The 22,161-nt window shown below is 71.8% G+C and carries 19 protein-coding genes; 16 read left to right on the forward strand and 3 right to left on the reverse strand.

Going from position 1 to position 22,161, the window contains the following annotated elements; translation table 11 throughout:
• Positions 1-18 precede the first annotated feature (18 nt).
• The gene (locus GFJ45_RS03300; protein ID WP_153394121.1) at positions 19-750 is read right to left on the reverse strand and encodes a PP2C family protein-serine/threonine phosphatase; all 732 of its coding nucleotides are present in this window, start codon (positions 748-750) and stop codon (positions 19-21) included.
• 65 nt (positions 751-815) lie between these two features.
• Here GFJ45_RS03300 and uriH point away from each other — a divergent pair, with 65 nt between their 5' ends.
• From uriH to GFJ45_RS03320, 4 genes are all read left to right on the forward strand, one after another.
• Complete coding sequence (gene uriH / locus GFJ45_RS03305) at positions 816-1,754, forward strand: uridine-preferring nucleoside hydrolase UriH (RefSeq protein WP_153394123.1); 939 nt, start codon at positions 816-818, stop codon at positions 1,752-1,754.
• Positions 1,755-1,845: 91 nt separating this feature from the next.
• Positions 1,846-3,309, forward strand: coding sequence for a protein adenylyltransferase SelO (locus GFJ45_RS03310; RefSeq protein WP_153394125.1), 1,464 nt, complete (start codon positions 1,846-1,848; stop codon positions 3,307-3,309).
• 102 nt (positions 3,310-3,411) lie between these two features.
• On the forward strand, positions 3,412-4,518 hold the full coding sequence (locus GFJ45_RS03315) for an AbrB family transcriptional regulator (RefSeq protein ID WP_228386416.1): 1,107 nt from the start codon (positions 3,412-3,414) through the stop codon (positions 4,516-4,518).
• 78 nt (positions 4,519-4,596) lie between these two features.
• Positions 4,597-5,568 (forward strand): threonine ammonia-lyase, encoded by a 972-nt coding sequence (locus GFJ45_RS03320; RefSeq protein ID WP_153394127.1) that lies wholly within the window; start codon positions 4,597-4,599, stop codon positions 5,566-5,568.
• A gap of 24 nt (positions 5,569-5,592) precedes the next feature.
• On the opposite strand, the gene GFJ45_RS03325 is transcribed toward GFJ45_RS03320, so the two are convergent.
• Entirely contained in the window at positions 5,593-7,782 is a 2,190-nt protein-coding gene (locus tag GFJ45_RS03325; RefSeq protein WP_153394130.1) for an HNH endonuclease signature motif containing protein, read from the reverse strand.
• A 185-nt stretch (positions 7,783-7,967) separates the two neighbouring features.
• Here GFJ45_RS03325 and GFJ45_RS03330 point away from each other — a divergent pair, with 185 nt between their 5' ends.
• From GFJ45_RS03330 to GFJ45_RS03360, 7 genes are all read left to right on the forward strand, one after another.
• A complete protein-coding gene (locus tag GFJ45_RS03330) occupies positions 7,968-8,774 on the forward strand; it encodes an alpha/beta fold hydrolase (protein ID WP_153394132.1) in 807 nt (268 codons plus the stop codon).
• On the forward strand, positions 8,767-9,327 hold the full coding sequence (locus GFJ45_RS03335) for a TetR/AcrR family transcriptional regulator (RefSeq protein WP_153394134.1): 561 nt from the start codon (positions 8,767-8,769) through the stop codon (positions 9,325-9,327). The genes GFJ45_RS03330 and GFJ45_RS03335 overlap by 8 nt, the downstream gene beginning before the upstream one ends.
• Before the next feature lie 141 nt (positions 9,328-9,468).
• Complete coding sequence (locus tag GFJ45_RS03340) at positions 9,469-10,980, forward strand: chymotrypsin family serine protease (RefSeq protein ID WP_153394137.1); 1,512 nt, start codon at positions 9,469-9,471, stop codon at positions 10,978-10,980.
• Between the two features lie 51 nt (positions 10,981-11,031).
• Positions 11,032-12,561, forward strand: coding sequence for an HD domain-containing phosphohydrolase (locus GFJ45_RS03345; RefSeq protein WP_153394139.1), 1,530 nt, complete (start codon positions 11,032-11,034; stop codon positions 12,559-12,561).
• 43 nt (positions 12,562-12,604) lie between these two features.
• Positions 12,605-13,795, forward strand: a complete 1,191-nt coding sequence (locus GFJ45_RS03350; protein ID WP_153394141.1) for an MFS transporter — start codon at positions 12,605-12,607, stop codon at positions 13,793-13,795.
• Between the two features lie 136 nt (positions 13,796-13,931).
• The gene (locus GFJ45_RS03355; RefSeq protein ID WP_153394143.1) at positions 13,932-14,405 is read left to right on the forward strand and encodes a hypothetical protein; all 474 of its coding nucleotides are present in this window, start codon (positions 13,932-13,934) and stop codon (positions 14,403-14,405) included.
• A gap of 31 nt (positions 14,406-14,436) precedes the next feature.
• Positions 14,437-15,573 carry a hypothetical protein gene (locus GFJ45_RS03360; RefSeq protein WP_153394145.1) on the forward strand — a complete coding sequence of 379 codons (1,137 nt, stop codon included), beginning with the start codon at positions 14,437-14,439 and terminating at the stop codon, positions 15,571-15,573.
• A 104-nt stretch (positions 15,574-15,677) separates the two neighbouring features.
• On the opposite strand, the gene GFJ45_RS03365 is transcribed toward GFJ45_RS03360, so the two are convergent.
• A complete protein-coding gene (locus GFJ45_RS03365; protein ID WP_153394147.1) occupies positions 15,678-16,211 on the reverse strand; it encodes a hypothetical protein in 534 nt (177 codons plus the stop codon).
• A 400-nt stretch (positions 16,212-16,611) separates the two neighbouring features.
• Between GFJ45_RS03365 and GFJ45_RS03370 the strand changes: the two genes are divergently transcribed.
• The 5 genes from GFJ45_RS03370 to GFJ45_RS03390 all read left to right on the forward strand — a co-directional run bounded on the left by GFJ45_RS03370 (position 16,612) and on the right by GFJ45_RS03390 (position 22,158).
• Entirely contained in the window at positions 16,612-17,325 is a 714-nt protein-coding gene (locus GFJ45_RS03370; RefSeq protein ID WP_194288498.1) for a CPBP family intramembrane glutamic endopeptidase, read from the forward strand.
• Positions 17,326-17,674: 349 nt separating this feature from the next.
• On the forward strand, positions 17,675-18,403 hold the full coding sequence (locus GFJ45_RS03375) for a hypothetical protein (protein WP_153394152.1): 729 nt from the start codon (positions 17,675-17,677) through the stop codon (positions 18,401-18,403).
• Positions 18,404-18,468: 65 nt separating this feature from the next.
• Complete coding sequence (locus GFJ45_RS03380; protein WP_153394154.1) at positions 18,469-20,580, forward strand: ATP-binding protein; 2,112 nt, start codon at positions 18,469-18,471, stop codon at positions 20,578-20,580.
• Positions 20,577-21,302, forward strand: a complete 726-nt coding sequence (locus GFJ45_RS03385; protein WP_228386417.1) for a response regulator — start codon at positions 20,577-20,579, stop codon at positions 21,300-21,302. Before GFJ45_RS03380 ends, GFJ45_RS03385 begins: the two co-directional genes overlap by 4 nt.
• Before the next feature lie 172 nt (positions 21,303-21,474).
• On the forward strand, positions 21,475-22,158 hold the full coding sequence (locus tag GFJ45_RS03390; RefSeq protein WP_153394156.1) for a hypothetical protein: 684 nt from the start codon (positions 21,475-21,477) through the stop codon (positions 22,156-22,158).
• The last annotated feature ends 3 nt before the right edge of the window (positions 22,159-22,161 follow it).

Consider the following 22,161-nt stretch of genomic DNA (forward strand, 5'->3'; position numbering starts at 1 on the left):
GCCGGGCGGTGCGAGCCGCTACCGGCCGCTCCCGAGGTCGATGACGACCAGGGTGACGTTGTCGTCGGCGCCGCTGGCCAGGGCCGCCTCCAGGAGCGCGTCGGCCGCCTCCTCGGCGTTGCCGCGGGACAGCAGCTCCTGGATGCGGGCGTTGTCGAGCTCACCGGTCAGGCCGTCGGAGCAGAGCAGCAGCCGGCCCTGCGCGGGCGCCGTGACGGTGTCCGGCTCCGGGGGCTGCTCCCGGCCGGTGCCCAGCGCACGTGTCAGGTGGGTCTGCCCGGGGTGGGAGGCGGCCTGCTCCTCCGAGATCAGCCCCTGGGCGAGCAGCTCGCCGGCCTGGTTGTGGTCCCGGGTCAGCTGGCGCAGCCCGGTCTCGGTGAGCTGGTAGGCACGGCTGTCACCCACCCAGACCACGGTGACCTCTTCCTGCTCCTGCATGGCGGCGACCACCGTGGTGCCCATGCCGGCCAGCCCGACCTTGGCGCCGAACTCGACGAGGACGTGGTGGGCCGAGGTGATGGCCGCGGTCAGTCCCGCCGATCCTGGCGAGAGCCGGGCCAGCGCCGTGATGGCGGCCGTGGCCAGCGCGCTGGCGATCGCCCCGCCCTCGTGGCCCCCGAGGCCGTCGGCGACCAGCCAGAAGCCGTCGCCGACGTGGAGGCTGTCCTCGTTGCGCTCGCGGACGTGGCCGGTGTGGGTGCGGGCCGCGACGCCGTGACCGCTGCCCCCGCTGCCCTGCTCGCTGTCCATGGCACCCTCCTCGACCGTCGCCCCGCTGCACCAGCCTAGCCGCCGGGGCGGTCACACTGAGGACCATGAGCCACCAGGTCATCCTCGACTGCGACCCCGGCCACGACGACGCCGTCGCGATGCTGCTCGCGTTGGGGAGCCCGTCGATAGACCTGCTGGGAGTCACCACGGTCGCCGGGAACCAGACCCTGGCGAAGGTCACCCGCAACGCGCTCAGCGTGCTCGCGCTGAGCGGCCACGCCGGCGCGGGAGTCGGTGTGTATCCCGGCTGCGCACGGCCGCTGGTGCGTGAGCTGGCGGTCGCCGAGGACATCCACGGAGAGTCGGGACTGGACGGCGTGGAGCTGCCGGTGCCGACGGCCGCGCCCCGCGACGAGCACGCCGTCGACTTCATCGTCCGCACCGTGATGAAGCGGCCCCCGGGCACGGTGACGCTGGTCCCCACCGGTCCGCTGACCAACATCGCGCTGGCGGTGCGCCGGGAGCCGCGGCTGGCGGGCCGGGTGCGCGAGGTCGTCCTGATGGGCGGCGGCTACCAGCGGGGCAACACCACCGCGGTCGCCGAGTTCAACATCCGGACCGACCCCGAGGCGGCGCACATCGTCGTCAACGAGGACTGGCCGGTGACCATGGTCGGGCTCGACCTGACGCACCAGGCCCTGGCGACCCCGGCGGTGGAGCGGGAGATCGCCGGCATCGGCAGTCCGGTCAGCGACTTCGTGGTCGGCCTGCTCGGGTTCTTCCGGCAGGCCTACCAGCGGCAGCAGGGCTTCGCGGACCCGCCGGTGCACGACCCCTGCACCATCGCCTACCTCCTCGACCCCGGCGTCCTGACGACCCGCCGGGCGCCGCTGGACGTCGAGCTGCGGGGCGAGCTGACCGCGGGGATGACGGTGGCCGACCTCCGCGGTCCCGAGCCCGAGAACTGCCGCAGCCAGGTGGCGGTCTGCCTGGACCGGGAGCGGTTCTGGTCGCTGGTGGTCTCCGCGCTCCGGGCGCTGTGACCAGCGGGCGCCTGTCCAACCGGTGACTGCTGCACGCCGGTGCGGTAGCGGCCGGAGCGCCCTGTGGCGTCACCCGCCTTATCCTCGAAGGATGACCCTTGCCGCAGCCCCGACCGTCCCGCTGACCGGGCGGTTCGCCACCGAGCTGCCGGAGCTGGCGGTCCGCTGGCAGGCCGCTGAGGCGCCGGAGCCGCGGCTGCTGGTGCTCAACGAGCCGCTGGCGGCCGAGCTCGGGCTCGACCCGGCCTCGCTGCGCGAGCCCGACGGCATCGGGCTGCTGCTCGGCACCCACGTCCCCGACGGAGCCACCCCGGTGGCGCAGGCCTACGCCGGGCACCAGTTCGGGATGTACTCCCCTCGGCTGGGCGACGGCCGGGCGCTGCTGCTGGGTGAGGTCGCCGGTTCTGACGGCCGGCTGCGCGACATCCACCTGAAGGGCTCCGGGCGCACGCCGTTCGCCCGCGGCGGCGACGGCTGGGCCGTGGTCGGCCCGATGCTGCGCGAGTACCTCGTCAGCGAGGCGATGCACGCCCTCGGCGTCCCCACCACCCGGTCGCTGGCGGTCGTGGCGACCGGGCGCCGAGTGCAGCGGGAGACGGTGCTGCCGGGCGCCCTGCTGACCCGGGTCGCCAGCAGCCACCTGCGGGTGGGCACCTTCCAGTACGCCCGCGCCACCGGCGACACCGACCTGCTGCGGCGGCTGGCGGACCACGCGATCGAGCGCCACTACCCCGGGGCCGCGGACGCCGAGAACCCGTACCGCGCGCTGTTCGAGGCGGTCGTCACCGCGCAGGCCTCGCTGGTCGCGCAGTGGATGCTGCTCGGGTTCGTCCACGGCGTGATGAACACCGACAACATGACCATCTCCGGCGAGACCATCGACTACGGGCCGTGCGCCTTCATGGACGAGTTCGACCCGAGGAGCCTCTACAGCTCGATCGACGAGGGCGGCCGCTACGCCTACGGCAACCAGCCGGCGGTAGCGGCGTGGAACCTCGCGCGGTTCGCCGAGACGCTGCTGCCGCTGCTGCACGAGGACCAGGAGCAGGCGGTCGAGCTCGCGACCGAGTCCCTCGAGCGGTTCACCGAGCAGTACGGCACCGCCTGGGTGGTGGGGATGCGCGACAAGCTCGGCCTGGCCGGCGACCTGGCCGACGAGCAGGTCTCCCCGCTGCTGGAGGAGCTGATGTCGCTGCTCGAGCGCAGCCGGGTCGACTACACGTCCTTCTTCCGCGCGCTCGGCTCGGCTGCCCGAGGCGACGTCGAACCGGTCCGGTGCCTGGTCGCCGACGCTGGCTCCCTCGACGCGTGGCTCCAGCGCTGGCGTGCCCTCAACCCGGACGCGGAGCGGATGGACCGGGTCAACCCGGTCTACATCCCACGCAACCACCTGGTCGAGGAGGCGCTAGCGGCCGCCTACGAGGACGACCTCGCGCCGCTGCACCGGCTGCTGGAGGCAGTCACCGCTCCCTACGAGGAGCGCCCGGACTTGGAGCGCTACGCCAGCCCCGCGCCGGAGGGGTTCGGCCCGTACCGGACGTTCTGCGGGACCTGAGCGAGCCGAGTCACCGAACAGCCCGGATCCGGGCATCGGGGCGTTGGCCAGGGCCGGTAGAGTCGCGGCCGACCGTGGTCGGGCCGATATCCGGGGTGACAGGTGGGTCGCAGCAGCTGGCGGGTTCCCATCCCGGCACCCGGTTCCGCCGTCGACCTGGTGGTGGTGGCCGCCGTCGCCGTCCTGCTCGGCCTGGCGCTGCGCGCGCTGGGCATCCCGTCCGCGCTGCTGTTCGCCGGTCTGCTCGCCGGACTGGTGCGGGCACTCGCGGTGGGTCCGGCCACGGGCGTAGCGGCGTTACCTCCCTCGCTGGTCACCGGCTCGCACGCGGTCATGGGAGTGATGATCGGCGCCCTGCTGACCGTTGGCACCCTGCAGACCGTCGCGGCCAACTGGTTCGGGATCCTACTCGTGGTGGCCGCCACCCTGGCGCTGAGTGTGGGCGCCGGCCTGCTGCTGCGACTGCACCCGGCCATCACGCCGGTGACCGGCGTCTTCGCGATGGTGGCCGGTGGCGCCTCGGGGATCATCGTGATGGCACGTGAGCTGGGCGCTGACGAGCGTCTCGTCGCCGTGCTGCAGTACCTGCGGGTGCTGCTGATCGTGCTGCTGATGCCGGTGGCAGCGGCAGTCTTCTTCGGCGCCTCCTCCGGCCGGGTTGCTCCGCCCTCGCTCGACGCGTCGGGCTGGGCCGCGGGTGCCCTCCTCACCCTCGGCTGCGCCGCTGTCGGGCTGGTCGTCGGCCGGCTGTCCCGGCTGCCGGTGGCGACGCTGTTAGGACCGATGCTGGTCGCGGCAGCTGCCAACCTGAGCGGCCTGTCGCACGGCGCGCAGGTTCCGGGAGCCCTGGGTGCGGCCGCCTTCCTGGTGATCGGCATCGACGTGGGGCTGAGCTTCACCCGCGCCTCGCTGCGCACCATCGGCGCGACCCTGCCGCTGGCGACCGGCCTGATCATCGCGCTGATCGTCACCTGCGCGGGCCTGGGCATGGTGCTGTCTCGGGTGACGGGGGTGAGCCCGTTGGAGGGCTACCTGGCCACGACGCCGGGCGGGCTGTACGCGGTTCTGGCCACGGCCACGGACAGCGAGGCCGACGCGGTCTTCGTGCTCGCCGTCCAGGTGCTCCGGCTGTTCGTGATGCTGCTAACCGCCCCGCTGCTGGCCCGGTGGCTCGGCGGGCACCCCCGAGGGCGGGGCCCTCGACCGTAGGGAGCCCCGGTCGGAGCGGATGGCCGCGGGCCACCGCCGCGAACTAGATTGTCGGACCTCGACGGCGGGAGGAGCCGCATGGAGCTGGTGGGTCTGCGCGACATCGAGCAGGCAGCTGGTCACGTCCGCGGCGTCGCGGTGCACACGCCGCTGCTTCCCGCGACCTGGGCGGAGGAGGGCCGCCCGCTGTGGCTGAAGCCGGAGAGCCTGCAGCCGGGTGGCGCGTTCAAGATCCGGGGGGCGACCACCAAGGTCGCGGCACTGAGCCAGGCCGAGCGCGAGACCGGTCTGGTCGCTCACTCCAGCGGCAACCACGCCCAGGCAGTCGCGCAGGCCGCCCGCTCCCACCGGGTCAAGGCCGTGGTCGTGATGCCGGACACCGCCCCGCGGATGAAGGTCGAGGCGACCCGCCGGCTCGGCGCCGAGGTGGTGCTGGTGCCGCCGGCGGAGCGCTATCACCGAGCCGACGAGCTGGCCGACGCCCACGGCTACACCCCCATCCCGCCGTACGACGACCCGTGGATCATCGCCGGGCAGGGCACGGTCGGCCTGGAGATCGCCGAGGACCTCCCCCAGCTGTCGACGGTCCTGGTGCCGATCAGCGGCGGCGGCCTGATCAGTGGCGTCGCGACGGCGATCAAGGAGCGCCTCCCCCACGTGCGAGTCATCGGCGTCGAGCCCGAGCTCGCCGCCGACGCCGCCGAGAGCTTCCGACGCGGTGAGCCCGTCACCTGGCCGGCGGAGCGGACCCAGCGCACCATCGCTGACGGGCTGCGGGTGAACCGCGTCGGTGACCTGCCCTGGGTGCACATCCGCCGCTACGTCGATGACATCGTCACGGTCAGCGAAGACCAGATCCGCGAGGCAGTCCGGGTGCTCGCCGCGCGGTCGCGACTGGTCGCCGAGCCCAGCGGCGCCGTGGCGACTGCGGCCTACCTCTTCCGCGCCGAGCAGCTGCGGCTGCGGGGCGACACCGTCGCCGTGGTCAGCGGCGGGAACATCGAGCTGGACCGCTTCCGTGCCATCCTCGCCGGCGCTCCCAGGGGGTGACAGCAGGAGCACCGCGGCGCCAGCTCAGAACGGCGGCGGCTCGTCGTCATAGCCGGCGTCGCGGCCGGTGTCGTGGCGAGGCTCCAGGCCACGGGACTCGTCGTCGCGCCGGCGTTCTGCAGCCACGACGTCGGGGTGCGGGCGGTAGCGAGTCTGGCCGTCGTCGGCGGTGTGGGTGACGCTGATCAGGTCCCACCCGTGGAAGCGCAGGTCGGCATCGAGGTCGTCGTCCTCGGCCTGGAGCACCTCGGTAGGGGCGCGGTAGGAGAGCGCCGCATACACCGCCTGGTTGACTGCCTGCACCAGGTCCGTCTCGTCGTCCGCAGCCGACCGCACCTCCGCGATGCTCTCGGTGACCAGGGTGAGGTACTGCCGGTAGTCGTGACACCGGGTCCGGTAGATCCGCCCCAGCAGGGTGGTCCAGGTGACGTCCCGGTTGCCGTCCAGCGCCGCATCCCAGAACCGCTGCGTCTTCAGGTCGTGGTGCGCCGTGTGCAGCAGCTCCAGGTTCGACTCGGCCGTTGGGCCGCCCTCGGCGAACTCCCGGGCGTGGTCGTACTGGCTCACCTCCCCGGCCCTGATGCACCCCGGCGCCCGGCAGGTCACGTCCGCGGCCAGGATCTGGGCACGCATCGCCGCATCCGGACGGTAGGCAGCGACCGAACGCTCCACGCAGCGCCCGTCAGCTGGATCGACCAGCAACCGGTGCATCACCGTGCCCGGCAGCAACGCCATGTCGCGGACGAGGTCAGGCGTCACGAACATCGGGTAGGCGCCTTGGACCTGCCCCACCATCAGGCTCTCGGCCGGGGGCCCTGTACTTGGCTGGCCGGGTGGCCTACCAACGGGCTGGCGTGGTGCCTTACCCGACGCCCGGGCGTCCGACCAGAAGGCGCTCCCCGTCCCGCCCGCACGGCCGGGGCCGACCAGGCCGGGATCCCTCGCGTGCAAGGCCGAGTAGGGGACGATGACGTTGAGCACCGCGCTCGGCAGCGCCTGCAGGACCTGCGCGAGTGCGGCGCTGTGTGCCACGCTCCCCGGATCACCGTCGGCGGGTGGGTCGGGGAGGGGCAGGCGGGCGTGCAGCAGCAGGCTGAGTGCGACATCGGCACGCAGCTGTCCCAACGTGCGCGGATCGCCGTGCTTGCGCGCCAGGCGAGCGGCCCGCTCCAGACGGTCCATGAGCGCGGCGACCTGCACCGCCGAGCCGTTGATGACCACACATCCGGTGCCATCAGCATCCACCGTGGCGCGGACGTCCCGTCCTGCCAGGGCCTGCTCGCGGCGCTCCCGGCACGCGGCCGGGTCCCGCCCGCCGACCTTGCTCACCTCCCGGTCCAGCGCGAGGTAGAACTCCCGGTGCCGCCACGGCCCCTCCGACACGGCCCCCTCGGGGGTCAGCCGTTCCACCGCGACCGTGGCCAGGTCGGCGCCGAAGAGCGTGTTCGCCACGTGGGCCGCATCCTCGTGGGCGAGCTGAGCACTCTGCCGCCAGAACCGGCGCACCAACCGCCACGGGGCCACACCGCGGGCCATCGCGCCCACCACGACGCCGGAGACCGCCTGCGGGGCGTTGGCCACGCCAACCAGGTCGAGTACCTCCCCCGCCCCCCACCCGGTGAGCGCCTCGATCTCGTGCCGGGTGACCGACTTGGCCCGCGCGCGCCACTTCTCCCGCTGCCCCGAGGTGAGCTCCCCCGGCTCGGTGACGCCCTTGCGGGCCAGCAGCACCTGCCCGTTGCGGGCGGTCAGCTTCCGGGTTGCCGTCAGCACCGCAGCATCTGCCCGGGCGCTCGCCCCGACTAGCGCGCCGATCCCGTCCAGCACCGCCCGGGCAGCTTCGGTGTGGACCGCACCGTCCGCGCCGTCCGCCGGCGCTCCCTCGCTGCCTCGCAGCGGCGCAGTCTCCGTGCCACCCTGCAGAGCGCCCATCGCCTCCGCGGCACGCGCCAAACACTCCACGCCGGAGGGATCCAGCCCCACGTCTGCCAACGCATCCCGCAACCGCTGGTCAGCGGTCTGGCCCTCCTCCGCAGCGGGTGCCTCGTCCCGGGTCGAGCCGGCGTCCCGGACCACGAGGAGTCGTCGACGCAGCCACCGGGTGTCGGGGCGCACCGGCCTGGGGCCTTGACCACGGCCAGCGACGGCCGACTCCGGCACTCCGGCGGTCGTCAGCATGGATGACAGCGCCTCCTCCAGCACCGAGACCGACACGCCGTCACCCCTTCCGGCCCCTCGGCGCGACTCCCTCTGCAGAGCCGCTCGCCCACCGTCCCTCCCAGTATCGCACACCTGTACGAACCGAGCAACCCTGTCACGCAGAAATCTATGGACGGACACGGGTGACCCCCGAGAAGCCTCCCTTGACGACCTAGGCTAGATATCCTAGCTTTACTGCTATGAGCACTAGCTACCTGGCGCGGCCCGAGGGCCGGCTCGCCTACGAACTCGCGGGCGACGCCGGCCCGCTGGTGATCGCCGCGCCCGGGATGGGTGACCTGCGGCAGACCTACCGGTTGCTCATCCCGCGCCTGACGGGGCTCGGTTGCCGGGTCGCGACGCTGGACCTGCGCGGTCACGGCGACAGTGACGCGACGTTCGGGTCCTATGACGACACCGCGCTGGCCGAGGATCTACTGGCACTGATCCGCGAGCTCGGCGAGCCCGCGTTCGTCATCGGGAACTCCATGGCGGCGGGTGCCGCGGCGATCGCCGCGGCCGAGGCCCCGGAGCAGGTCCGCGGGCTGGTCCTGCTGGGCCCGTTCGTCCGTGACCCGCAGGCCGGGCGGCTGCAGAAGCTGCTGCTGCGGGCCGCGCTGACCAAGCCCTGGGGACCGGCCGCGTTCCTGGCCTATTACCCGCAGTGGCTGCCCGGTCAGAAGCCGGAGGGCTACGAGGAGCACAAGGCGCTGATCCGCGACAACCTGCGCCGCCCAGGCCATTGGCGGGCGTTCGTGCGGACCACCCGAACCTCGCACGAGCTGGCGGAGCGTCGCCTTGCGCAGGTGGAGGCACCGGCCGTGGTGGTGATGGGCGAGGCCGACATCGACTGGAAGGACCCGGCGGCCGAGGGAGCGTGGGTGGCCGAGCAGTTGCACGCCGAGCTGGTGCTGGTCCCGGGCGTGGGCCACTACCCGCAGGCGCAGGCACCCGAGGTCGTCGCGGAGGCGACCGCCCGCCTCATCGAGCGGGTGACCGGTGCCTAGGGCGGGGCTGTCCACCGACAAGGTGGTGGCCGAGGCCGCCGTGCTGGTCGACGAGCAGGGACGGGAGTCGCTGACGCTGTCCGCGTTGGCCAAGCGGTTCGGCGTCGCCCAGCCCAGCCTCTACAAGCACGTCGCCGGGGTGGAGTCGCTGGACCGGCTGCTGGCGGTCCGCGTGGTGGCCGAGGTCGCGGACGTCCTGCGCAGGGCCGCCACCGGCAGGGCCGGCGCGGATGCGCTGCGGGCGGTCGCCGGAGCCTACCGCGACTACGCGACCGCCCACCCGGGCCGGTACGGGTACCTACTGCGCGCACCTGCACCCGGGGATCAGGACCTCGCTGGGGCCGCCGAGGAGGTGATGGCGCTGCTCAACGACGTGTTCGCCGGCTACGGGCTCTCCGGCGATGACGCGGTCGACGCCGCCCGGTTCCTGCGCAGCACGCTGCACGGCTTCGTCAGTCTCGAGCTCGCCGGCGGCTTCGGGTTGGCACAGCCGGTCGACGGCAGCTTCGAGCGGATGGTCGGGGCCGTGGACGGCGCGCTCAACGACTGGTGAGTCGTGATGCGCCTGACCCGGAAACTTGCAACGGGGCTGAGCTCCGCGGGCATGGACTCCGTCAGTCGAGCGCTGCCAGACTGGGCGGTGCGACACCGTGCCGCAGGTCCCTGAGGGGACCGGCCTCAAAGGAGGGCCAGCATGCCGGAAGAGATCAGGCAGCCGAGCGCGGAAGAGGTCCAGCGCGTCTCCGCAGCCAAGAGCCAGGCCGAGGTCGACCTGTTTGCCATCCCCGGTGTCCATGCCGTGGGCATCGGATACAAGCGCGTCGGAGGCAAGCTGACCGACGAGGTCTCCGTCGTCGTCTACGTCGACCGCAAGGTCCCTGAGGACCAGCTCCTCCCGGGCTGGCTCGTGCCCAGGTCGATCGAGCCCTTTGACGCCGGTGCAGAGCCGGTGCGGACCGACGTGGTGCAGCGACCCCGCGCGGTCGAGTACCCGCACCTCGCCGACGGGAGCCTGGCCACGCGGGTCCGGCCCGTGCCCGGCGGCCGTTCCATCCAAGGCGGCCTCGGTGGGGGCACGCTCGGCGGCTGGGTGTGGGACGACCTCAACGACGGGCCCGTCCTGCTGTCCAACAACCACGTGCTGGGCGGGACGGTCGGCGCGAACGTCTACCAACCCTGGGGCTCGACCTCGCCGGCCGACCAGATCGCCGACAACGTGCGCACCGGGACGCTGGACGCGACCATCGCAGCACCGACGGACCCGGACCACATCGCCTACGAGATCGAGGGCATCGCCCCCGCCGTCTACGAGATCACCGAGCCCGTCCTCGGGATGCAGGTCGAGAAGTCCGGTGCCACGACCGAGCACACCACCGGGACGATCGTCGCCATCGACCTGTCTCTGGGCCACAACGGCTCCACACGCGACTTCGAGATGCTCCCGGACGAGGGGCAGCTGCGGATGGCGTACTACGGGGACTCCGGGTCGCTGATCGTCGAGCGCACCCACCCCGAGGGTGCGGCCTGGCGGCGCGTGGTCGGGTTGCTGTGGGGCGGCGTGCCGAGTGAGTACAACGCCTACGCCCACCCGATCTCGGACGTGTTCGAGGACCTCGACCTCACCACCATCTGCTCCGGCATGGTCAGCCAGCTCCTCGACAACCTGTTCGTCCGTGCCCCGCGGGAGCGTGAGTTCGTGCTGCCTCCGGCCGCGCGTGCGGTGGAGTTCCCCCGCGTGCGTCCGCCCGCCCACCCGGTGCAGCCCTCGCGGGTGTGGCCGCCGCAGCTGCGTGAGGTGGTAGCGGCACCCGGCGGCCGCTCGGGCCGCAGGTGGGGTGACCTCGTGCACCTGCCGCGCCACCGCGGTATCGCCCGCGACGTGGAGGCGGCCATCAAGGACACCTCCCGCGGCCGGGAGATCGCCGCGCTGGTGCAGCAGCACCGCGTGCCGCTGGCCCGCGTGGCCGCTACCCGACGTCACCGCCGAATCGTCCAGGAGGCCCTCGAACCGTTCCTGCAGGGGCTGTGGTCACCGGACGAGGTCCTGGACAAAGCGGTGACGGCCGAGGACGCGAGCCACTTCGACCGCGCCCTGACGTCGCTCGAGGAGGTCCCCGAGCTGGCCGGGCTCACCCGGCATGCCCGGCAGCTGCTGGACAAGGCGGCGGGGCGGACACTGCGGGAGGTGCTGCGCGACGACCAGTGACGGCACCGGGTAGCCATTCCCCACCCTGCGCTGCTGTGCCACGGTGAGGAGATGTTCCGGCTGCTGGAGCTGCTCGGTGGTCTGGCGCTGATCACCGACCTGGGTGCCGGCGCGCCGATGGAGGAGTCGCTGAAGCGGGCCGTCCTGGCCGTGCGGCTCGCCCGGACCAGCGGGTGCGGGCCCGAGGAGGTCAGCGACGTCCTCTACACCTCCCTTCTCCAGCATCTCGGCTGCACCGCCGCCGCACACGAGGGGGCACAGACCTGGGGCGAGGACATTGCCGTGACGCGGCACGCATTCCTCACCGACTTCACCGACCCGAAGGACGTGTGGCGCACCTACGTCCACGGCCTCGCCGAGTCCACCGGGCAGTCGCGGCTCCGCGTCGTCACCACCGGGGTGGTCAGCGGACGGAAGGGCCAGACGGCCGCGATGACAGGGACCTGCGAGACCGCCCGGGACGCGGCGCGGCGGCTGGGCCTCGCCCCGTCGGTGCAGGACGCGCTGTTCCACGGGCTGACGATGTGGAACGGCCACGGACGGCCGAGAGTGGCCGGGGAGCTGATCCCGGTGCCGATCCGGGTGACGCACGTCGCCTCGGTTGCTGCGATGTTCGCCCTGCTCGCAGGCCCCGAGGCCGCCTGCGCGCACGTACGCAACCGCTCGGGCAGCTACCTGGACCCCGGCCTGGCCGACACCTTCCTCACCCACCGGAAGGCGCTGCTCGCCGGCCTCGACGAGATCGATCCCTATGACGAGCTGCTCGACCTCGAGCCGGACCCGGTGCGGCTGGTGGCCGAGGAGCAGGTCGAGGAGGTGGCGCGCACGTTCGGAGATCTCGCGGACCTCAAGAGCCCCTGGCTGCACGGCCACTCGCGGGGGGTGGCGCAGCTGGCCTCGGGCGCCAGTGAGCAGCTCGGGCTCGATGAGGTGCGTGCGGTGCGCATCGCCGGGTACCTGCACGACCTCGGCAAGGTGGCGGTGAGCAGCCGCATCTGGGACAAGCCCGCTCCGCTGACCGCCGCGGAGCGGGAGCAGGCACGGCTGCACGCCTACCACGGTGAGCGGGTCCTCGCCCGGGTACCCGCCCTCGCTGCGGTGGCTCACCTGGTGGGCCGCCACCACGAGCGGCTGGACGGCACCGGCTACCACCGAGGGGCCGGCGCCACCCAGCTGACCATGCCGGCGCGGGTGCTCGCCGCGGCCGACAGTTACCGGAGCCGCATCGAGGACCGTCCGCACCGCCCGGCCGCCACCGCCGCCGACGCCGCAGCCCACCTCCGGCGCGAGGTGCACCACGGCCACCTGGACGGTGACGCCGTCCACGCAGTACTCGCGGCGGCCGGCATCCCAACGGCGGTACGACGCAGCCGCCCGGCAGGACTCACCGACCGCCAGCTCGAGGTGCTCGTGCTGGTCGCAGCCGGGTTGTCGAACAAGGAGATCGCCCAACGGCTCGTCATCTCCCGCCGCACCGCCGAGCACCACCTGCAGGACGCCTACCTCAAGATCGGCGCATCCTCCCGCGCGGCGGCCGCGCTGTTCGTGATGGAGCACGGACTGCTCGACAAACCTGGGTAGGTCTGCCCATACGCCCACCGGCTGCCGTCAGCAGGCTGACGGCATGACCACCTCGACGAGAACCTCCGGCGCAGCACGCGAGCAGGACGAGCTCCGCCCGTCCCTCTTCACCGCGGCCTTCGTGCGGCTCTCCCTCGGCGACCTCGCCTACTTCACCGCGGCCGGGGTCTCGATCTACGCGCTGCCTCCCTACGTGACCGGCCCGCTCGGCTCGGATGAGTCGGGTGCCGGTCTCGCCTTCGGCGCGTTCGCTGTCACTGCGCTGCTGCTGCGGCCGTTCGCCGGCCGGTTCAGCGACACCCGTGGCCGGCGGCCGCTCCTGGTGGGTGGGGCCCTGCTTGCGATGGCGACCATGGTCCTCACCTCGTATGCGGAGACGTTGGCGGTGGTCGTCCTCCTCCGCCTGCTCTTCGGTGTCGCGGAGGCGGCGTTCTTCGTGGCCTCGTTCGCGGTGCTCGCGGACCTGGCTCCGCCGAGCCGCCGGGGCGAGGCGCTGAGCTACAACTCGCTCGGCCTCTACCTGGGCCTCACCCTCGGTCCCCCGCTGGGCGAGCTGCTCGTGGGCTCCTTTGGTTTCACCGGTGCGTGGTACGGCGCCGCCGTGCTCCTGCTGGTCGCCGCCGTCGTCGTCGCGAGCATCGGTGAGACCCGGGCACCGCGGCTACCGTCTGACGGGAAGGCTGCCCTCATCCACGGGCCGGCGCTCGGTCCGGCGCTGGCCTTCCTGACCTCGATCGTGGCCATGGGTGGGTTCCTCGCCTTCGCCGCACTGCATGCCCAGGATGTCGGCGTCGTGCGGACGAGCCTGCCGCTGGTGGTGTACGGCTCGGTCGTGGTGGTGTGCCGCATCGCCTTCGCCACGGTGCCGGACCGGTTCCCGCCGTTGCCGCTCGGAGCCGCCGCGCTGCTCACGATCGCGCTCGGGCTGGGGCTAGCCGCCAGCTGGCACACCCCGGCCGGGATGCTGCTGGGAGCAGCGCTGATGGGGCTCGGCGTCAGCTTCAGCACCCCGGCCTTCTTCTCCATCATCTTCGCCACCGCCTCCCCTTCCCAGCGCGGGGCGGCCGCCGGGACCGCCTCCGCGACGCTCGACGTCGGTCTGGGCGGGGGGCCGATCGTGCTCGGCCTCGTCGCGCAGAGCGCCGGGATCCCGTGGGCGTTCGGTGCCGGGGCCGGCATCGCCCTGAGCGGCTGCGTCTGGACACTGGTCATGGTCCGCAGGACCGCCCGGTGACCGAGGAGCCGCGGTGGCTCCGTGGCGTGCCGTCATGGGCAGTTGTACCCATGTCGGGCGAGCTCAGACGGCACTACGGTGCGGGGACAGCCCGCCTCTCCGGGGCGGTGCCGAGGATCCGCGCGAGGAGTCGGCCATGCCACGTCGGGACATCGACAACATCCGCAGCCGAACCGGCGTCGACCTCACCGGTCTGACGGCCAGGCGAGTGAGCGTCGACTCGGTCGAGAACACGATCCGCAAGGACATGGAGGCGGCCGTCAAGACCCACCTCGCGCTGCAGGGCAACCTGCCAGCAGAGGTCAAGCAGGCGGTGGAGTCGACCGCCAAGACCGCCGCCGCCACCGCCGTCGAGCTGAGCGTCGCCCGGGCCGCCGAGGAGGCCACCCGCGACGTCGGCCGGAAGAACCTCACCAGCCGGTTCGACGAGAAGATCAAGGTAGCGGCGGACAGCCTCGGGCACATCAGCCAGTCCAACGAGGTGGACGAGGTGCTGCGCAAGCGCTCCGAGCTGCTGGCCAAGAAGCGGGACTCCCTCGTCGCCGCCGGCTTCAGCGGCGAGGAGGCCATGCAGATCCTGCTCGCCGATATCGGCGCGCGGGCCCACTGAGCCGGCTCCCGGCACGACCGGAGCCAGGACCATGGGCTGGGGCATCCTCGGCGACGTCGTCGACGCGGTCGGTGACGCCGCCGAGGCGGGCGCGGACTGGGTCGCCGGCGCCGCTGAGGACGCCGCCGATGCGGTCGGTGACGCGGTTGATGCGGTCGGCGACGCGATCGGTGACGCCGCTGAGGCGGTCGGCGACGTGGTCGAAGACGCGGTCGATGCCATCGGTGACGCCGCCGAGGACGCAGTCGACGCCATCGAGGACGCGGTCGACGATGCCCTCGAGGCGCTCGGTGATGCCGTCGACGACGCCCTGGGAGCGGCCGAGGAGCTGTGGGACCACGTCACCGACGTCGCCGAGGACGCCTGGGAGGCCGTGGCCGCCGGTGTGGAGGATGCCTGGGAGACGGTCACCGAAGTAGCCGAGGACGCCTGGAGAGCCGTCTCCGACGCGGTCGAAGACGCCTGGGAGGCGGTGTCCGACGCGGCCGAAGAGGCGTGGGACAGCGTCGTGGACGCGGCCGAAGCAGCCTGGGAGCGGGCCGAGGAGATCGTCGCCGCGGGCATCGACGCGATGGCCACGGCCTACGAGTGGGCGGTCGAGGCGGCCTCCCGGGCGATCGAGTGGCTGGGCGGTCTCCTGGTCGACCTCGGCGAGCTGTTCCTGCAGCTAGGAGCATGCCTGGCCGGTCAGGTGGTCTACCGGGTCGCCAAGGCCGGAAACATCATCGGCAACATCCACAAGCCACCCAAGCTGCTACCTGCTGGCTTCCGGTCCGACATGGTGGACGTCTTCGGCGGCGGCGGCGCGGCCAGGGCGATCAACACCACCGACTTCGCGCTCGTGCTGTACATCGACGACGCGCTGCTGTCGGCCAACTGGTTCAGCGAGGGCACCGACGCGATGTGCTTCGGCGCGACCAGCTATCTGGGTGTCACTCTGGGCGGGCTGATCTACCTGGACGAGCCGTGGGACGCCACGGTCGACGGAGACCGGGAGCTGATGGCACACGAGCTGGTGCACACCCGGCAGTACCGGCGGTTCGTCAACGAGACCGGCTTCGCGTGCGCCTACGGCATCGGCTTCGCCCAGAGCGGCTTCGACTACGCCGCCAACCCGCTGGAGGACGAGGCGTTCGACTTCGTCACCGCCAACGCAGCGAGCATCTGAGGCCAGAGCCACTTCCTCCCTACCGGTCGGTCCAGGAGGCTATCCACCGGCCTCCCTGCGGCTGTGCACCGTGGCGCCATAGAGTCAGCTGCTGGGTGACTGCCTCAGTAACCAAAAATGTGCACGCTCAACACGTCGACAGCGGTGCGCGGGCTCGTAAAGAACGCGCCCATCCGTCGTGCGACTTTGGGGAAGGGGCGCTCGCGGACGGCTCCGTTCTCATTGAATAGCTCATTGGGCACGACAAGGAAGAGGTGATTGGCGTTGATCGAGATGTGCGCCTTCCACAGATCTTTCAGATCGTGGTTGTTCGCCGTGGTGCCACCTCGCTCCACCTCTGCGATCACACCCGTCCCTGCCGCCAGTGGGTAGTAGAAGTCGGGCCGGGCTCGTGTCACCAACCCCGCGTCGGGGGTCAAGACCAGCTCGGCACTGAAGCCCAGCTCAAGTTCGAGCACACTGCCCACGCGGTCCTGAATGGCCTTGGATTGGGCGCCATGAATATGGAGCCGGGCGATGGTTTCCTCGTCGGCCTGCAAGTGATCCACAAGACGCTGCGCTAGGGCGTCGACTCGCTCGAGTTCTGCCTGTTCGACTGCACCGTCGGGCACACGCGCGTGCCTATGGTGCTGAATCACCTGCGCAGCTTGCCAGCTGAGCAGGTAAGAAGCTAGTCGCCAGACAGCGCCTGAGGTCCTGTAGCGAGGGTCACCGGATCTGCCGTCACGCGCCCAGGTGCCGCCGTTCCCGGCGACCGGCAACTCACCTGACGTGCGGATGTCTGCTGTTGCCGGTCAGGACCCACGGTAACGTCGCTGTGACCGCGATACTCGACATTGTGGCTCCCGATCGCGTTCCAGCACCCGGTGGCGGCCCCGCCCCGCGCCGAGTTGAGAGACGGGTCGTATCGGGATCTGCACCGAGCACACCGGAGGAGTCCGCCGGGACCGGCGCCCGGCTTGTCATTGCAGCCAAGTGCCGTCGACCTCGCCGGTAGCCTCGCGCCAGTGAGGCGATCCAGTTGTGGAGGAGTTTCCGGTGGAGCGCGATGAGCCCGACCGTTCACTGCGCGATGGCTCGGCTGCTGGCCTGCCCGCGGCAACGTGGTTAGGTTTGGCACTTGCCTTGGTGGTTGTACCAACGTACGCCGTCGTGGTGCACCCGCAGCTGAGTCGCGTAGGCCTCGGCGAGCAGGGTGAGGCCCTCGTGGGCTTCGCTGTCCTGTGGGCATCGGCATGCTTGGTGCTGGTGGTGGTTCGCCGCGGTGAGCAGGCCTCGTGGGCCTCGGTGGGCATCCGACGAACCCCTCCGCTTTGGCTTCTCATCGCGGTGGGGATAGGCATCCTGCTGTCGCTCCTGGTGCCGGCTCTCAGCCTTCTGGCGGGACTGGTGCTGCCTACTGCTGCAGGGACTGGAGGTGTCGATACAGTCGCCACCTCGCTGCCGTGGGCGCTGATCCTATTGGGGGTGGTAACCGCGGCCGTGACTGAGGAGTTGCTATTCCGCGCCTACCCGATCGAGCGGCTCCTGGCCAGGTTCCGGTCCCCCTGGGCAGCGGTGCTGGTCCCGCTGGTGCCCTTCACCGTGATCCACGCGCAGGAGTGGGGCATCGCCCATGTCATTGGGGTGGTGATCCCGCTGGGGCTGGCGTTGTCGGTGCTGTACCTCTGGCGTCGCAACCTCCTGGTCGTCGTAGTAGCCCATCTGCTCGTCGACGCACCACTCGTTGTGATCTCCCTCGGCCAAGGCTGAAACGAATCGCCACAAGCGCTGCGCGAGCCGCCCCGGAGACCTCTGCGCCGACCACGCGAATGACGACCGGAGGTCCGCGCTACCCGGCGTGTGGGCCTCGGCGGCCGGGCAGCCGATCGGGGTTCCTTTCGACACTCCCCTGAGATGGCTCGGCGAAGTCGTCTCGACCTGAGGGTCGGGCCGACCCGAGTCCCCGTACTGAGAACCGTCAGGCGCGGTCCCGGGGGCAGGCCCCTACGGGCCGGGGAGATCTGGGGGTGAAGACGGGGGCTGACTCTCATGACCACGCGACGGCCGGCGCGGAGGCTGGGTGACGTCATACCTGACCCGCCCACAAGGAGTGGAAGCCATGCTGAATGTGACCGACCCAAACAACTTCGGCCGCACCGTCGCCGGCCTCAGTCTGATCATCGCCCCGGTCGCCCTCGCCGTCGGGGAGATCGTGCGACTGGGCGTCTTCGGGGGCGCGTCCGGTGAGCGCGAGCTACTGGCCGCCGTCGCTGCCGACCCGGGCCTCTGGCAGCTGCAGACCGTCATCAACATGGTCTCCGTCATCCTCTTCGTGCCCGCCGTCTGGGGGATGATCCACCTCGCTCGCGGACGGTCCCCGGTCGTCGCCCACGTCGGGGGCACGCTCGCCATGGTCGGCGTTCTCGGCGCGGCAGGGCACAACGTCTTCGGCAACGTGCTCACCGGCGGCATGGTTGCGGTGGAGAACGGGGTGCCGGCCATGGAGACCCTCGGGGTAGAGATGGAGCAGACGCCGGGCTTCCTGCTCGTGCTGCTGATGTTCATCGTCGGCTTCGTCCTCGGCTTCATCGTCCTGGCTGTCGCCCTCTACCGGTCGCGCACCGTCGGCCGCCTCCCTGCGGCGGCCATCATCGCGGCCATGCTGGTGTTCTTCACCGCCGGGGAGAGCCTGCCGCTGACGATGGTGTCCTCGGCCCTGTTCATTCTCGGGATGGGCTCCGTCGCCCGCCGGACCCTGTCCATGTCAGATGCCGAGTGGGCGGACGGCTCCCCCGCACTGAGCACCGCCGCGGTCCCGGCTCCCACGGGTGCTGCTCGGCTATCGTGACCGAACCGGCGAGGCGCCCGATCGCGTCTCGCACCCTGGGCCGGGCCGGCAGGCGGGAGGCCACCATGCAGCGGGCAGCGCGCACCACCCGTGCGGCGTGGCTCGTGTGCACGGGTGTCCTCTGCCTGCTGGGCCTGGCCCTGTGGTTCATCGCCCTGGGCTGGCCGGCTCAGCTGCCGCCGGGCTTCGTCCCGTGGTCAGGCCAGGCGGTCGCAGTGCTGGGTGCGGTCGGCGCCCCGGTCCTGGGCGCCCTGGTGGCCGCCCACCGCCCCGCCAACCCCTACGGGTGGCTGTGGTTGGGGTTCGCCCTGTCCCAGGCGCTATCTTTCACCGGCCGCGCCTACGTCAGCTACACCACCACGTCGGCCACGGCACCCGCCGGCGAGGCCGTCGGTCTCCTGGCCGACCGGGCCTGGACCCTCTGGCTCGCCTCCCTGCCGTTCCTGCTCCTGCTCTTCCCGACCGGGGCACTGCCATCCCGGAGGTGGCGCTGGGCAGCCTGGACGGCTCTCGTCGGTGCCGGTCTCCTCCTGGTGGCGGGCACCTTCGCCCCGGAGCTCGGCACCGTGCCCGTCGACAACCCGCTCCGTGCACCGGCCGGGATCGACCAGGTCCTGGGCGGCCTCGCCGACCTCGGGGTCTACCTCCTCTTCGCCAGCATCATCGCCGCGGCCCTCTCGCTGGTGTTCCGCTACCGCGCCGCGGCCAGCACGCAGCGACGGCAGCTCGCCTGGTTCGCGTATGCCGCCGCGTTCGTCGGGCTCTTTTTGGCCGTGGACCCCTTCTTCGAGCTGCCTTCGGCATGGGATGCCCTGGTCGAGACGCTGGCGACGAGCGCGTTGTACCTGGGCGTGGGCATCGCGATCCTGCGGCACGGGCTGTACGACATCGACCGGATCGTCAACCGCACCCTCGTCTATGCCGCGCTCACCGCCCTCCTGCTCGGCACCTACCTGCTCGTGGTCGGCTACCTGGGGTCGGTCGTCCAGGCGCGGAGCCACGACACGTGGATCGCGCTGGCGGCGACCGGCCTGGTTGCGGTCCTGTTCGCTCCGCTGCGCGACCGGCTGCAGGAGGCTGTGAACCGGCTGATGTACGGCCAGCAGATCGACCCCTACACGGTGGTCTCCGAGCTCGGTCGACGCCTGGAGTCGGTCCCCGAGCCGGAAGCGGTCCTGCCGACCATCGTGCGGACGATCGCGCGGGCGCTCGACCTGGCGCAGGTGGAGATCTGGTACGTCGAGGGCAACCGGCTCCGGCTGGGGGCGGCGCACGGCGAGCAGCCGCCGATGTCGCAGGTCAGCGACGCCGCACAGCTCGAGGGGGCCCGGGGCCTCGCCATCGTGCACCCGCTGACCCACCGGGGTGAGGACGTCGGCGTGCTCTGCACCGACGCGGCGGACCACGCGGAAGGTCTCCCACCGGCACGGCGGCAGCTGCTACGTGACCTCGCGGCCCAGGTCGGTCCGGCCACCCACGCGGTGCGGCTCACCGCGGAGCTGCGGGCAAGCCTCGCCGACCTGCACCGCTCGCGGGAGCGGCTGGTCAGCGCGCAGCAGGAGGAGCGGCTCCGGATCCACCGGGACCTCCATGACGGACTCGGACCCGTGCTCGCCAGCATGCGGCTGCGACTCGAGGCCTGCCTGGACTCCGTGCCGCCGACCACGCCGGTGCTGGCAGCCGACCTGGAGCAGCTCCACGCCCTCGTCGGGCAGGCCACCGCCGACATCCGCAGCCTCGTGCACGACCTGTACCCGCCAGAGCTCGCGCAGCTGGGCCTCGTCGGGGCAGTGAGCCAGCTGTGCGACCGCTTCACGAGCGAGTCGGCGCTGCAGGTGCGGTTCGCGGCCAGCCACGACCTGAGCCTGCCGGCCGCCACGCAGGTGGCCGTGCTGCGGATCGTGCAGGAAGCGCTGGTCAACGTCGCCAAGCACGCCCGGGCCGAGCGGGTGGAGATCACCCTGGAGCGCAGCGCCGACGCGGTGCGCCTGACCGTCCGTGACGACGGGACAGGGCTGGGCGAGCACCCGAGCGTCTCGGGTGCCGGCATCGGCAGCATGCGCACCCGCGCCGAGCTGCTCGGCGGTACGCTCGACGTCGCGCCCGCACCGACCGGCGGGACGCTGGTCACCGCCCAGCTGCCGACCGAGACCGTCGACGAGGAGGTGCCCGCGTGACCAGTTCGACGTCGGTGGACCCAGTCATCAGAGTCGTGCTGGCCGATGACCACCGGCTCTTCCGCGAGGGAGTCGCCAGCCTGCTGCAGCGAGCACCCGACATCGTGCTTGCGGGTGAGGCCGCCTCCGGGGAGGAGGCAATCGCGCTCGTGGCGGAGCTGGAGCCTGACGTCGTGCTGATGGACCTGAACATGCCTGGGCTCGGCGGCATCGCCGCGACCAGGGAGCTCCGGCAAGGTCACCCCAATGTCGGCGTGATCGTGCTCACGATGCTCGAGGACGACGCCTCCGTCTTCGCCGCCCTCAAGGCCGGAGCCCGCGGCTACGTACTCAAGGACGCCGAGCGCGGTGACCTGGTCCGCGCTATTCGCGCGGTCGCGACCGGTGAGGCGCTCCTCGGGGCCCGGGTCGCCCAGCGCGTGCTGGACCAGTTCGGCGGTGGGTTCGCGGCGCCGGAGGCTCTCCGCCCCGAACCCTCGGCCACCGTGGCGGCACGGCCGGAGGTCGATCCTCGATTCGCCCAGCTGACCCCCCGGGAGGTCGAGGTGTTGCGCCTCATCGCCGCAGGCCTGCGTAACAGCGACATCGCGGACACGCTGGTGATCAGCCAGAAGACGGTGGGAAACCACATCTCGAGCATCTTCGCCAAGCTCCACATCAAGGACCGGGTAGAAGCGGTGCTGCGCGCCCGGGAAGCAGGGTTGGGCCCGGACGAGCCGTAGCGACCTCAGCAACCGACGGGTGCGCGGCAGGCCGGGGTCACCAGCAGGGGGTAGCTCTCGGCAGTGGGCGAGGATCGCAGATCTCCCGCGACGGCGTGATACCTGACCCTGGTCCGCGGGACGCCGCGAGGCGCACCGTGGACGGGTCCTTCCGTCTGACCGAGGAGTTCCCGTGACTATCACTTCGCCATCGCTGCCGACCCGTACCGGCGCCGGGCGGGGCCGCCTACTCGCCGGCGGCCTGCTGCTTATCGCTGGCCCCATCCTGTTCAACCTCGGCTATGCCCTGCACCCCACGCTTCCCGAGAACGTCACCGCCGCGCTCGATCAGGTCGGCGATGTCCGGGAGCGGCACGCCGCCGCGAAGGTGATCGTTGCGGTCGGCGGGCTGCTCATGATCGCGCTGGTGCTGACGCTGCGCCGGTATCTGGTACCCGGCCCCGGCCGCACCCTGGCCACAGTCGGCGCCACGCTGGCCGCGGTCGGTCTGGCCTTCAACTCGCTGAGCCAGGTGACGCACGGCTACCTGTTGTTCTGGGCTACCGCACCCGGCGTCGAGCCCGCGGCTGGTCTTGCCGTGGTAGAAGCGGCTCAGCGGACCGAGGCCCTGGTCACGCTGCCGGTCAGCTTCTGGTCGGTGCCGATGTTCGCGCTGGGCCTGGTGCTCTTCGCAGCCTCGCTGTGGCGGGCGAACACGGTGCCGCGCTGGGTGCCGGTGGCGATGGTGTTGGCCGGCTTCGCGTCGGGTGCGATCGCGACCGGGCCGGCGATGCTGGCAGTACTCGCCGTGGACGCTGCCGCGTACGGGACGGCGCTGGTCATCGCCTCGCGCCGGGGCGGGGCTGTGGCACAGTGAGGC

Source organism: Ornithinicoccus halotolerans (assembly GCF_009602535.1).
Classification (GTDB): Bacteria; Actinomycetota; Actinomycetes; order Actinomycetales; family Dermatophilaceae; genus Ornithinicoccus; species Ornithinicoccus halotolerans.